The 14023-nt window shown below is 29.6% G+C and carries 14 protein-coding genes; 12 read left to right on the top strand and 2 right to left on the bottom strand.

From position 1 onward, the window contains the following. Positions 1 to 46 precede the first annotated feature (46 nt). The gene (locus NXS15_RS03360) at positions 47 to 1183 is read right to left on the bottom strand and encodes a hypothetical protein (RefSeq protein WP_259290454.1); all 1137 of its coding nucleotides are present in this window, start codon (positions 1181 to 1183) and stop codon (positions 47 to 49) included. A gap of 786 nt (positions 1184 to 1969) precedes the next feature. On the opposite strand from NXS15_RS03360, the gene NXS15_RS03355 reads away from it, so the two are divergent. Next, on the top strand, positions 1970 to 2416 hold the full coding sequence (locus tag NXS15_RS03355) for a hypothetical protein (protein ID WP_259290453.1): 447 nt from the start codon (positions 1970 to 1972) through the stop codon (positions 2414 to 2416). Between the two features lie 545 nt (positions 2417 to 2961). Here NXS15_RS03355 and NXS15_RS03350 read toward each other — a convergent pair. Next, the gene (locus tag NXS15_RS03350; RefSeq protein WP_259290452.1) at positions 2962 to 4506 is read right to left on the bottom strand and encodes a TrkH family potassium uptake protein; all 1545 of its coding nucleotides are present in this window, start codon (positions 4504 to 4506) and stop codon (positions 2962 to 2964) included. Positions 4507 to 4592: 86 nt separating this feature from the next. On the opposite strand from NXS15_RS03350, the gene NXS15_RS03345 reads away from it, so the two are divergent. The 11 genes from NXS15_RS03345 to holA all read left to right on the top strand — a co-directional run bounded on the left by NXS15_RS03345 (position 4593) and on the right by holA (position 13459). Continuing rightward, positions 4593 to 5267, top strand: a complete 675-nt coding sequence (locus NXS15_RS03345) for a TrkA family potassium uptake protein (protein WP_259290451.1) — start codon at positions 4593 to 4595, stop codon at positions 5265 to 5267. Positions 5268 to 5447: 180 nt separating this feature from the next. Next, entirely contained in the window at positions 5448 to 5891 is a 444-nt protein-coding gene (gene mraZ / locus NXS15_RS03340) for a division/cell wall cluster transcriptional repressor MraZ (RefSeq protein WP_259290450.1), read from the top strand. Further along, positions 5878 to 6783: a 16S rRNA (cytosine(1402)-N(4))-methyltransferase RsmH gene (rsmH, locus tag NXS15_RS03335; RefSeq protein WP_259290449.1), complete on the top strand. Its 906-nt coding sequence runs from the start codon at positions 5878 to 5880 to the stop codon at positions 6781 to 6783. The genes mraZ and rsmH overlap by 14 nt, the downstream gene beginning before the upstream one ends. A 16-nt stretch (positions 6784 to 6799) precedes the next feature. Then, complete coding sequence (locus NXS15_RS03330; RefSeq protein WP_259290448.1) at positions 6800 to 7966, top strand: MAG3720 family protein; 1167 nt, start codon at positions 6800 to 6802, stop codon at positions 7964 to 7966. 9 nt (positions 7967 to 7975) lie between these two features. Then, positions 7976 to 9106 carry a hypothetical protein gene (locus tag NXS15_RS03325; RefSeq protein ID WP_259290447.1) on the top strand — a complete coding sequence of 377 codons (1131 nt, stop codon included), beginning with the start codon at positions 7976 to 7978 and terminating at the stop codon, positions 9104 to 9106. An 83-nt stretch (positions 9107 to 9189) separates the two neighbouring features. Beyond that, positions 9190 to 9891 carry a 16S rRNA (uracil(1498)-N(3))-methyltransferase gene (locus NXS15_RS03320; RefSeq protein ID WP_259290446.1) on the top strand — a complete coding sequence of 234 codons (702 nt, stop codon included), beginning with the start codon at positions 9190 to 9192 and terminating at the stop codon, positions 9889 to 9891. Positions 9892 to 9893: 2 nt separating this feature from the next. Beyond that, the gene (gene mutM, locus NXS15_RS03315; protein ID WP_259290445.1) at positions 9894 to 10724 is read left to right on the top strand and encodes a DNA-formamidopyrimidine glycosylase; all 831 of its coding nucleotides are present in this window, start codon (positions 9894 to 9896) and stop codon (positions 10722 to 10724) included. Beyond that, on the top strand, positions 10717 to 10944 hold the full coding sequence (locus tag NXS15_RS03310) for a Smr/MutS family protein (RefSeq protein WP_259290444.1): 228 nt from the start codon (positions 10717 to 10719) through the stop codon (positions 10942 to 10944). The genes mutM and NXS15_RS03310 overlap by 8 nt, the downstream gene beginning before the upstream one ends. 103 nt (positions 10945 to 11047) lie before the next feature. Continuing rightward, entirely contained in the window at positions 11048 to 11671 is a 624-nt protein-coding gene (locus tag NXS15_RS03305) for a variable surface lipoprotein (RefSeq protein WP_259290443.1), read from the top strand. Positions 11672 to 11836: 165 nt separating this feature from the next. Beyond that, positions 11837 to 12418, top strand: a complete 582-nt coding sequence (locus NXS15_RS03300) for an NAD(P)H-dependent oxidoreductase (protein WP_259290442.1) — start codon at positions 11837 to 11839, stop codon at positions 12416 to 12418. A gap of 87 nt (positions 12419 to 12505) precedes the next feature. Beyond that, positions 12506 to 13459, top strand: a complete 954-nt coding sequence (gene holA / locus NXS15_RS03295) for a DNA polymerase III subunit delta (protein ID WP_259290441.1) — start codon at positions 12506 to 12508, stop codon at positions 13457 to 13459. Positions 13460 to 14023 lie beyond the last annotated feature (564 nt).

Here is a 14023-nt window from a genome sequence, read left to right as displayed (position 1 = left end):
TCAGAAAAAAAGAAGAAAAAAAACATCCTAATTTAGGATGCTTATATTATTTTAAGTGATAGTTAATAAATAAACCAAGTAGTACTAAACATCAAATAATTACTAAGATTAGAACTGCTACGAAAAATCACGCTAAACCATTTGAATTTTTATATGGGTATGTTTTTTGTTCACTAGTAGATTCAACCATTGAAATTTCATTCATTTTTGGTTCTTCTTCAACTTCACCGTTGATGTATGACATTGCCGGGTAAAGTTTTTTGCTATCTTCTTTATCGTATTGGAAGTCAAAGAATTGAACTAATTTTGAAGAAACATACTCGTCTTTTTCTAATTTATACTCAACAAAAGCGTGTTTATCTGAGGTTATATTGATTGCAGTAACAATAATATTGAAATCAGCGTCTGTTTTAACTAATTCACAACGTAATTCAATTGGGTGAATTTTTTGTTCAACGTCAAGATATAATTTTGCATTTTTAATATCTTGAACAAATTCTTCTTCTGTGTAAATGTTGTCAAGATTTTCTTGAATTTCGAATTTATCACTCATATAGTCAAAGTTAGAAAAATCGAAAATGCCATCAACTGTTTTAGATCTAAATGAATCTTTTGAAAAATGATATAAAACATATGCTTTGTCTTTGCTTACAACGTTAATTTGTTCAATAACTAAATTTAAATCAGAATCTGTTTTAATGTTGTGTTTACCTAATGTTAAAGCATTTGAATCTTTATCAACTTCTGCATAAACACTAGCTTGTTCCACTAAATCAACAAATTCTTCTTCGCTCACTCTTGCTAGTTCAATTTGTTGTGTTTGTGATAAGTCTTCAATTGGTGTTGTATTTTTTGCAGGTGATGCATCAACAAGATTTTCACGGTTAATAAATTCGATTACTTCTTTATCTTGAATATTTTCTTCTTTAACACGTTTTAAAATGACACGACATTGATCAACGGTAGCGGTACCTCTAAATGCTCCATCTCTGTGGAATCATACTTTTGTTTCAGTGTTTGAAGCTAAAGATTTTTCAATAAATTCATTTAAAGCTTGTTCGAAGGTTTCGAAGTTTTGACGTCTTTTATTTCCTTGTTTTTTTAGGTTAAAAGACATTTCTCTTTGACTATTGAATTTTTCCGCTAAGTAATATTTGGTTATTGGTGTTTTTTTGGTCGCCATATTTTCCCCTATCTATAAGTATTATAAAATTTTCAATAAATTTTAATTTAATTATATATAAATAAATTTAATTTAATGCAAAAATTCCAAAATTATGAATCATTTAAAAATTTATTAAGGATTAGCACTCAGGCGAAACTTCCCTTTATTAGCTTTTTAAAATTTTCAGATTGATTCTACGTGTAATTATATTGATTAAAACCGCATAAAAATAAAAAAAATAAGCAAAATTGAATGTTTAATCAATGAAAAAAACTTAAATATTTTTTGTCATAGTTTACAGCGAGATATTTTTTGCTTATTTGAATATGAATTATTTCCATATTTTCACAAAAAAAATGTTCCATTTAATCCTAAATTATTCAACGGGAATAAAATTATCATAAAGGAAGGAAAATAATATGCAATATCTCGACTAAAAAGTTCAGTAATCATTTCTACATACAGCAAATTAAGCACAGTAAACAACAAATTATAAATTCTTTAACTTTAAATAGGTGCTTTTGCGGTGATAATTTGCCGAGAGTAATAATTACGACAATATAAATTTAAGTAAAAATCAGTACTAAACAATTGAACGTGTCAATATGATTTCAAATATCAAAATTGGCAAATTTACACGAGATCGGTCAATAAAATTGATCTAAATAACTAAGAAAGGTACTAATATGAATAAATATCAAATACTCTTTACTGTTTTTTTAATATTGTTTATAGCAATAATTATCAGTTGAACAATACTAGACACTGCAGTAATATCTTGAATATTAGGAAAGAAAAATTAACATGGTTTTTAAAAAATTAAAAGATACTAGCAAAATGACTATTAATTTAATAGTTTTAACATTTACAATCGCAATCGGAATGATAAGATCAATAATAATATCATTTTTAGATAATCAGCCGATTGCGTTTAATAAAAATCCGTTTATAGAAGGCTTTAGTTGAGCAAGTGAGATAATACCACCGATTTTAATATTTATATCTCTTTGATTTATCTGTGAAATAATTGTGGCAAATAAACATAAAGCAGTAGTTATTACAGTTTCAATAGGAATAATTCTCTCTGTATTAACCCTTATTTTATTCCTAGTTAATGGACACTATACATCGTATACGCCAAAATTCAATCATGCAACTTTGTTCTTATGACCTAGCTTAATGATTTTTGTGTTAATTTATTTTGTTTTATACATAGTCAATGAAGATTTATTTCGTGTCAAAACACACTAATAAATTAGATTTATTTTTTGGTCGAGAATAACAAAATTTTCTCAATGTTTCTATTGAAAAAAATTAATATTTCACAATAGTTAATAGCATATTGTGCTCACTTAGATTTCGTTTTAAAAAATTACTGAATTTGTTGAAAAAATTCAGTAATTTTTTTTCGTTCTGGTTTAGTTATTTTTGCTCGACGATATAAGAGATTATGAAAACTTATGCCTCACCATAAGTCTCATTGCAAAGAAAAAAGATTTGGTTTTAGTTTTGGTCAAATTTTCTTTATTGGCTGAGTAATTTTTTTAAATAATAAACAAGTACGAATGTAATTTAAAACTAATGAATTGAACAATAACATAACAGCCAATACACTCAAAGAAATAATCAATATATTTGTTTGAATTAGTGATTTAAGTGCGAATAATAAAACAAAGGCAATTACGAGTAATATTGCACAAATTACTCAAAAAATATTCCAAAACTTATTATTTGCGCGTTTAATAAAAATGTCTATCTTTGACTGAGGAATATTTAGTTTTTGGAACTGAATTAATTTATCCAATCATCACCTCCTCGTGAATATAGTCATATTTGTAGGCATAATTGCGTTTATTATTACCCCAAACAAGAACTGTACTGCTGATACCGAATTGTCCGATAAACATAATTAGGATAATGAATATTTTTGAAAAAATGTTTAAACCTGATGTCACACCAACAGTTAAACCACTAGTACCGAAGGCCGAAGAAACTTCAAACAACATATGAGCAAAATTGAAATTATTTGAATCTAATTGACCACCATAATCGCTTAAACTTGTGGCACAAATGAGTGAGAAACTAATAACTAAGAATACAGAAATTGAGAACACAATTGAACTCATTTTAACGGTAGAATCATCAATGCGACGTTTGAATGAACGCACCGAAGGACGACCTAAAATTTTTGAAATCATAGACATTATCAAAATCGCAATCGTAGTTGTTCGAATACCCCCACCGGTTGAAACAGGTCCAGCACCAATAAACATCAATATTGAAAGCACAATGATGCTGCCTGTTGAAAGTTGTGCTAAATTTATAGTACTAAAACCAGCTGATCTGGTAGAAAGTGATAAAAAGAACATTTGTCAAACTTTTTCCGCTTTATTGCCGTATTGAGTCATGTTTCAAAAATTAACATTGTTAGCTTTTTTAGACAATAATTCAAAAGTTAATAAGGCAAAAAAACCAATAAAAGTTGTAATAACGTATGTTGTCACACTCAATTTAGTGATTAATTTAAAATTGTATCTTCGGTTTTGTTTGCTGTATTTGATTTTTAATTTTATGAAATTTAAAAAGTCATAAATTACCGGAAATCCTAAACCACCAATGACGAACAAGATTACAAACATAACTTGTAAATCAATATTGTGGTAATAAGCCATTAATGAATTGTCGCCGATAATGTCAAAGCCAGCATTATTTAAAGCTGAAATAGTATGAAAAAAACCATATCTAAAAGCTAAATTTCAATTATATTGCGGCGAAAGATATTTCCCATAAAAATCAACATTGCCAGCGCCTGAAGGTTTAGCTAGATAAAAATAAAAACTTAGACCAAAACCAGCAATTAAAGTAACAATTAATAAAGTAGCAACTGAATGAAAGATGATTTTTTTATTTTGACCAAAATTATCGCCACCACGTTCCTGGGCTACTAAGCCCATTTCACTAATTGATTTTTTTGCTCGCGGAAAAATCAAACTAAAGAAAAATATTTTTAGAGCAAATATGCCAATGCCACCGGATAAAATTAAAAATGCAATTACTGCTTGGCCAAAAGCATTCCAGGTATTCCAACTTGCTTTAGTAACCAAACCGGTATCACTAAATGCTGACGCAGTTGTGAATATTGCATCCATATAAGTTATATTTTGATCACTATTATGGGAAATAGGACTATAGAGTACAAGGCTCGAAACTACGATAATTATTAAATAAGTTAGAAAAATAATTCTTAAATGGCTGATGCGACGCAACCAATAGATAAAATTTCTAAAGTTAGTTCTAAATTTAGAATTTCGTCAGCGACTTGCAAGATTAGGTTTTTTCATGTCCATATTGTAATACATTTTCCTGTTAAAATTATAGTATTAATGATAATTTGATAGTATAATGACATATATCATTTAGGAGAATTATGAGTAAGTGACAAAACCAAAATATATGCGTAATCGGGGCAGGACGTTTCGGTAGTGCTGTAATTAAACAATTATTAACAATGAAAGTATCTTTATTAGTAGTAGATAAAGATGAAACTAATTTAAAGCCATTTCGCGATTCGGTCAATAATTTAATTGTAGCTGACGCAGCAGACACAAAATCATTAAAAGCACTTGGCGTCGAAGACATGGACATAGTTGTTGTTGCCACAAATGACAATATTGAAATTGTGGCCGCTTTAATTGAATCGAAAATCACCAATATTATTGCGCGTGCTCATTCAGAGCGTCATGCTAATGTTTTACAACAAATAGGTGTCAAAGTGATAATTAAACCTGAACAAGAAGCTGGTGTGAGAACTGCTTTATTAGCGGCAAACCCTAACTTTGCTAAATATTCTAAGGATTTACAAGAATTAGGAGATGGTTTTGTTATGGGGACAACAAATTTAAGTTCATCTAAATACATTAACAAAACTTTAAAAGAGTGTAAATTTGTCGAAAAAGGAGTTAGTGTTGTCTTAATTAAACGCGGAACACAGACCATACTGCCATCAGGATTTAGTGTTTTACAAAAAGACGACTTAATTACTTTTTTAGGTAAAGTAAATGATGTTACTCATGTCTTTGGTTTAATGAACGAAAAGGACTAAAAATTTCTTACTTTTTTGTGAAAAATTTCATATTTTAAAAAATGCATTTTTGGTAATTAATTTACCTGGAAATGCATTTTTTTATTTTTTCAGAAGATATTGGATACTTAATAATAAATTAAATTATTGAAAGCGGTCAATAATTAATGTAAAATAGTGGAGGATAGTGGAGGGAAGTGTATGTATGGACAATACGAACGTACAATCGATGTTAAAAACCGTGTTGCATTGCCAGCAAAATTACGTGACGCTTTAGGTTCGAAATTTTATTTGACAATCGGCATGGAAAATGTCATCGAGATTCGTAACGAACAACAGTACGAAAAACTTGAACAAAGTTTAACATCTACCAGTATGTTCGATCGCAATGCGAAAATTGTTAAACGTTGATTTTTAGGTCACACCTACGAAATCGAATTAGATTCGCAAGCACGTTTTGTCATACCAAAACTAGCACTTGAAAAATCTGCTATCCAAAAGGAAGTAGTTTTTATAGGGACAGGTGATTTAGTTGAATTATGATCACTTGAACAATATCAAGATTACGAGGCATCTATTAGCGATGAGAAATTACAAATGGCTGCTGAATCATTAATGAAAGGAGAGAATAATGACAAAAGATAATCACTATTCTGTCCTGTTGAAAGAATCGATAGAGGCATTAGAAATTAAACCTGATGGCATCTATGTCGACTTAACATTAGGGATGGGCGGTCATTCTAGTTCGATTTTGCAAAAACTAACTACTGGTCGTTTGATTAGTTTTGACAAAGACGATTTTGCGATACAAAAAAGTCGTGAACGTTTGAGTAAAATTAGTCACAATTTCAGTTTAATTCATTCGGACTTCCAAAATATTACTGAAGAATTAGCAAAACTTGGAATCGACAAAGTAGATGGGATTATTGCAGACTTGGGAATTTCTTCACCACAAATAGACAATGGCGAAAGAGGATTTAGTTATAACAAAAATGCGCCTCTAGATATGCGAATGAATCGTTCACAAGAACTTGATGCTCATTACATTATCAATAACTATGATGAAAAACAATTGGTACGTATTTTAAACGATAACGCTGATGTAAGGCTTGCTCCGCGAGTTGCTAAGGCCATCGTTGCACAACGTCCAATCAATACCACATTAGAATTTGCTAATGTTATCAGAAACTCCTTGCCGGCAATTGTTGTCAAGGAAAAAAATCCTTGTAAAGCAGTTTTTCAAGCGATTCGCATCGAAGTGAATAATGAGCTTGAATCATTGCGTATCATGTTAGAAAAAAGCATTAACTTGTTAAAACCAAATTCTCATCTAGCCATCATTTCCTTTCATTCAATAGAAGATAGAATTGTTAAAAAGTTTTTTGGTAATTTAATCAAATCTAAATTACCAGTCAAAATGCCCATTGCTGAAGAAAAAAAATATAAAGTTAAAATCTATGAACCTTCAAGCGATGAGTTAAGTGAAAACAATCGTTCTCGAAGTGCTAAACTGAGAGTATTGACAAAATTAAAATAAAAAAAAGGGGGTTAAAATGCATCAATATTTAATAAACATAAAAATTTCAACAGAAAATGTTGGTATTAGTATTATAAAAAGTGATGGAGAAAATTTTAACCCCATCCATAAAACCTTAAATGCATACAATAACAGTCAAGATATTGACCAAATATTGAAAAATCTACTAATTTTTATAAAAAAGAACAAGTCAATTAAAAAATCACCTTTAAAATGATCAATAATTTTTACAAATAATTTGCTAAATATTTGTGTAAAAAACGAAAGCTATGAATTGAATTTTGACCAAAAATCAATAATTGATTCAACAGCTCAAGAGCACATTAAAAACAATGTGTTGCAATTAAAAGACCTTTCTTTTTTCAAAATTATCCCGACATCTTATATTGTTGATACAGGACAAAATATTAAGGAATATACTTCTTTTCCCCTTGGTAAAACAGGTGTGAAAATAACCGTTAATTACAAGAGATATTGTGTAGATAAAAATTTAGATTTATACAATAAAATTATTGAATTATTACACAAAAACCAGATAAATGTATTTCAAAAATTCATTGACTTGGAATGTTTAATTAAAACACAAAACATTGAAAATGATGCAATGATTATTGACTCATCTATTGATGCTAAGATGAATGTTATTGAGTATGAAAATTCCTATTTAGCAGAAGCTAATTGTGAAATAAACCCATGAGAAGCAATTTACGATACATTGATTCATCACTGCGGTAATAATTATCTAAACAAAAAAAATATTAATGCGTACATAAAAGCGAATATTGTTAATTATCATTTAATGAAAAATACGAATTTAAGTTCGGATAATTTAAAGACATATAAAATTATCTCTAAAGCTTTTAGTCTAATCGCAAAAAAAATTATTGACATCAAACGAATAGACAAAAACAAACAAATTATTTTAAGAGGTAATTGTTCGAAAATTATCAAAAACATTTTTGAGCAAGCCAAATTCAATAATTTAACCCTATTCAATGATGAAGAGGCACAAAGACACAATATTGATGATATTGATCTAGGAGTTATAACCTTGGTTAATGATTCGCAACAATTAGATTTAGCCCAAACTCAAAATGTGTATGAAAAAGAACAAGCGAAAAATTACAACTTTTTCAGTAAAATTTTTGCTTTTTTTAATAAAAATACTAACCATAAATTATAAGGGAGGATTATGTCAGTAAATGCTAACCAAATAAAAATAAAAATAATTGGTATTGGTGGAGAAGGACGAAATATTATTAACTTATTCTCTTTTCAAGACCAAAACATTGAGCTTTTTGAGGCACAAACTGACATTAAAGATTTCTCCGGTAATGAAAACGTTAAACAAATAAATTTAGGCCAAGGTGTTCAATTTAAAGGCACGGCAGGTGAGCCACGAATTGGCGCCCAATGTGTCGAAGACAATGAAGAATTAATAAAAAATATTATTAAAGATACTGATTTATTAATTTTAGCAGCTGGCGCTGGCGGCGGAACAGGCAGTGGTGCTACACCAATCATCGCTCAATATGCACAACAAATGAATATTGCCACATTAGCGATAATTTCAATGCCTTCCGAGGATATTTACGGTAAATCAGTTCGTAGAAAAGCACTGCAAGGTTTACAAAATATAAAAGAATCTGTAAATTCATATATGGTAATCGACTACAGCGACCTAAGCGATTCTTTAGATTTACCAATGACCAGTTTAATAGAACTACCGGGCCTAATTGCCAATAATGCACTGAATGTATTATTTGACATAATTTTTGAAAAAATGCAATCAAACATTGATTTCAATACAATAAAAAACATGTTTTTACACGGCGGTCAAATTTTAATTTCTTCTGGCCAAGCTGATGAGAAAGATGCAGTCGCGAATGCTCTTGTTGATGAAGCTGAACGTGCTAAATTCATTACTAAATCTGATCATTTTGCACAAATGATATTGCACATAGAATCAAATAATGCCACTGGTAATCAAATAAGTGAAATTAGAAAAAGCCTATTTAAACGTTATAACCTAGACGAAGAAAATCTATTGTTCAAAACCGCATTTCAAACAGATAGTCAAGCCAAAGCGGGTTCAATCAAAATTGCTTATGTTTTGGCCGAAGATAATCGAAATAAACAAAAAAATACAACTACTAATTTGGATATTAAATTATCACAAAACAATATTAACTCACAACCCGAAATAGTCGATGAAGTAGATAATGCATTCAATATTACTTCAGAAATGTTGCTAATTGACAACGATGTTCACGAAGAAGAAAAAGAAGAAAAAAACTCACCACAAGTTCCTATTTTCAATTAAACTAAACAGGCCTAGCCTGTTTTTTTATATACTGGTTATATAGGTAATTTGGTATTATTATAAAAGAAATTTTAAGGAGTTGTATGCATCGTTTTTTCGTTAGTCAAAAAATAAATAATTCGTTCGTTTTGGATAGTGATTTGCTTCATCATTTAAAAGTTGCTCGTTTATTTGATGATGAGTTTTTGCTAAATTATCACAACGAATTTTATCGTTGTCGTTATAACAAAGACACAAATCAAGCTGATATTATTGCAAAAGTGGAACTCAATCATGAATATCAAAGCGATCTTGTACTCGCAGCCCCAGTCATCAAGGGCGAAAGATTTGAATGAATGATTGAAAAAGCAGTTGAGTTAGGTGTCAAAACAATTATTCCGATGCTCTCACAATTTAGCAATCGTAAATATTTAGAGATCAACTTTAAAAATGAAAAAAAATATGTGCGCTACAGAACAAAAATTAAAGAGGCCGCACAACAATCATTTAGAAATATCATTCCGCAAATAACACAAGTTCAATCTTTTCGTGAGTTAATAACCCAATATCTTGACAAAAATTACAATATTTATATTGCCCACGAGCAATTAGATTCTAAACACCAGATAAACTCAATTCAAACAAATTCGCTAATCATTGTAGGTCCTGAAGGCGGTCTAAGCAAAGATGAAATAGTGTGAAGCATTGCACTAAATAACGATAAGATCCACTTTATTTCTCTAGGTAAAAGAATTTTAAGAGCCGAAACCGCCGCAATCAGTATGCTTGCGCTAGTAAAGGAGTAATTATGCCAGAAATGCCCGAAGTTGCCACTGTAGTTAATAAATTAAGACCTTACATTCAAGGCTCATCAATCATTGATGTTGAAATTTATAAAGAAAAACTAATTCAAAACGCCAGTGCAAGTGAATTTAAAAAAGCAATTATAAATAAAACTATTAACAATATTTTCAATTTAGGTAAACACATTATTATTGAGTTAAGTGACGAAATTTTTATATTAAATCATTTAAGAATGACTGGTAAATACGCATTCTATGATAAATACCATCAGCCTACAATTCACGACCATGTCGTGTTTAGATTAAACAATGGGGTTTTATATTTCAATGACGCCAGAGCCTTTGCCACTTTTCATCTTAAAACAAAAAGTGAGTTGTATACAACACAACCACTAAAAGATTTAGGAAAAGTTCCACTAGAAACTAATATTGATGAACTTTATTCAAAAATTAGAAAAAGAACACAGGCTATCAAAAACATTTTACTCGATCAAAAGTTGATTTTAGGTATTGGTAATATTTATGCTAATGAAGCATTATGATTAAGTAAAATTAATCCTTCTACCCCTGCCAATAAATTGAGTAAGCAAGATCTAGCAGATTTAGTCACAAATGCGGGCCAAATTATGCATACAGCAACACTAATGGGCGGTTCTTCAATTCAATCTTACTCATCATTAAATGGCGAAAAAGGAAAATACCAAAATGAATTGAAAGTTCATGGACGAGATAGAAAACACTGTTATCGTTGCCAGTCTATAATTAAAAAATATTGAATAGGTGGTAGAGGTACTTATTATTGTGCTAATTGCCAAGGGGAAGTTGAAAATGTATAGAATTGACTTACATGGTTGCGACATAAATCAAGCTCTTTCACGAATTGAGTTCGCTTTTTTTGAAGCTCAAGAGCAAGGGTATGAGATTGTTGAAATAATCACAGGCAATGGCATGGGAGTTTTAAAAGTTATTGTCGAGGAATATTTACGCGAATCAAATTATGAATGAAGTATTGAGCGTGAAGGTGTTTACTTAGTTTATTTAGAAGATTATTATTAGTAAAAATTAAGCAAAAATAACCAATGTGAGCCAGCATCGGTGATGCTTAATTTTTAATATTACCTTTTTAGTTTATAATATAAGTGAAAACTTAGGAGATAATATGAAAAATAAATTTTTAATTGGCTTAGGAGCAGTTTTAACAACTATTTCTTCGTCAGCATTTGTTGTTTCGTGCAACAATACTAATGAAAATGTTAAAAAAACTGACTCTGACACGCCATCTGCAAACACAGCAGCAACTAAAGTTGTTCTATCAACACAAGGTACTAAAAATGCCGGCGAAGTTGCTTCAGCACAAGGCGATAAACAACAACTACAATATGAACAATATCAAGAAAATTTTTCAGAAGTTCAATTTAGACCTACACCAGGCAAAACAATTGTTGATGCTGACTTAATAACACCTAAAAAAGGTACAGGTTTACAAGTATTCATCAGTACTTACGATGGTGCTACAACCGTTTATGGTAAATCAGAAAGTAAAAGACCTTTTGAAGGTATTAAGCTAGGTACACTTGAAAATATACCAAGTGGTTTCACAGTAGCTAACGCTGATCGCCCAACATACCAAAGCAAATCTAAAGAATACACCCAAAATAGTGGTTATATTAATGTTGAAAATGTTGATGGACACTACAAAATCAAATTTAGATTCTTTAGAAGCGGCAATAGAGAAGCACAAGGTACAGTAGGTACTGAAGTTTACGAATTATTTATTTCTTAATCTAATTTAATACCCGTTAGGGTATTTTTTCTTTGCCAAAATCCCTAAAAAAGCAAAAAGTGTTAAAAAAGCAAAAAAACGACGAAAAATTGTTTTTTTTGCTTTTATTGTTTTTTATTGTTATATATAATTAGCAATATATATAAAAATATGAAAGGAAATATTATGAAAAAAACAATCTTTATCGATGGTTCATTTTTCACAAATGAAACATCATACACAACAGCTTTAATGAACGAATTTCACGAAGCACTAGGCAAACCAGAAAGAATCAACCTAACAGATTCAGTATTTAACAGAGCACCTTTATCACAAAGCAACATTGCTACATACTGAGGCGAAGTAGATGGACCAGGTTGAATTAATAAACTAAAAGAAACAGATTTATTAGTATTATCTTCAACAGTAGTTAACTTTACAGTTCCATCATTAGTTAAAAACTTTATTGACGCCATTTCAATCGCTGATTTATCATTCTCATACAAATTATCAACTGACGGAAATCCAGTTGGTTTATTAAAAAACCTAAATGTAATTTTAGTAACATCACAAGGTGGTCCACAACAACCTGGTGTAGATTCAATCCAAGTAAAATGACTACGTTCTGTATTTAATTTCTTAGGTGCTAAATCAGTAAACTTTATTGAAGTTAACGGAACAAAAATGCCAGATTTAATTAATGGTGATACTGCAAAATACGCTAAAACACGTGTTGATGAATTCAAAAAACTTGTTGACTCTCTATAATCATTTTTCAAACCCTAACGGGTTTGATTTTTTTATACTCTTTGACAAATAAATTTGTCAATGTGGGCAATATATTATAATAAGGACATGTATTTAATCTACGGTAGCGAAAAATATTTTATTAATCAATATTTGGAATCGATATTAGACTCAAATAAAGGTCATGAAGTAGTTAATTATTATTTTAATGAGGAAAATAATGTCAATGATCTAATTGATATCGTGGCAGCAAATAATCTGTTTGGCGCGAGTCGCATTATTGTTATTTATGACTGCGTTTATTTAGAAGAAAAAATCAAAAATAACACATTGCATGCAATGCGCAATTTAATGGACGCATTGCATGCAAATACTCAAGATATTATTATTTTTATCAATAATAATATTGAACAAAAAACAAAAATTGTCAATAATGAATTTACAAATTTTCTCAACAAAAAAGATATAACACTGCTGTATGCCAACTCAATACAAGAGAATGAATTAAATAAACAAATAGCACAAATGGTTAAACATCTTGGCGGCAACATTAATAACCTTGCGATCGAAGCTTTATTAAAAAAAGTCCCTAATGACTTATATTTAATTAATCTTGAGCTAATTAAACTAATCAATTTAAACCCTAATATCAGTGTTGAAAATATCGAAAACACAGTTAGCAATATTTATTTAGAGGACGCATTTGGCTTTGCCAATAGTTTTGAGAAAGATAATTTCAACTTAATTTGACGTAAATATAAAGAAAAACTCAATGAAGGTACGCAAATCGGTTATTTGATTGGGCAATTGAGTCAATTATTAATTTTGGCAGACCAAATTTATTGCTTTAGTAAAGCTAAAAAAAGTCTAATTGATGTAGCGAACGAATTAAAATTAAATCAATACCGAGTTAAAAAAGTATACGGTCTTTTAAATACAATTGGTGTAAAAAGAGTACACAAAATGATTAAAGAACTTGCACAGTTAGATCGTGACATTAAAAATGGAAAAATTGATGAGTTTGTGGGCTTTGAAAATTTTCTAGTTATGAATTTTAATTAAGAGTTTATTTAAAATTTAAAATATTTATATAGCAAAATTTAAATAGATAACTATATGAATTTTTAGCAAAATATCAGTCCCAATTCAATAAAAAGTCTGTCAAAAGGGCTTTTTTGTTTCTTATATGACGCTTAAAAAAGTTAAATAAATTCTTATTAGTTCTATATATAAGTGTATAATATGCATAACAAAATATATCTGAATCGCCAAGTGGAATCAGCCGCAGTTGAGACTTGGAAGTGGGATATATTGTGAGAGGACAAGCCGAGAAAAATATTTTTCAGTCACAACTTCTGTTGTGACACTTTTTTTATTTTTTAGTTTGTTGCGTATTTTGCATTTATGGACACAATTTAAAAAACATAGATAACTATTCAGATCTTAATGAATCATCAGTCACAATGACAATAAAATTTCGTCTAATTATCTGTACGGCCGATATTTCATTTCATAATTACATTTATGAATAATATAATTTTAATTAGATAAAAACTAGCTAACGTATCAATAAGGAGAAAATATGAGCAAAGAAATAATCTTAAATGATTACATTGATAAAATCAA

This window comes from Mycoplasma sp. CSL7475-4, from assembly GCF_024834065.1.
In the GTDB taxonomy this organism is placed as follows: domain Bacteria; phylum Bacillota_I; class Bacilli_A; order Mycoplasmatales; family Metamycoplasmataceae; genus Mycoplasmopsis.
The sequence above is the reverse complement of the archived record's forward strand: the minus strand, read 5'-3'. Positions and strand labels throughout refer to the sequence as shown.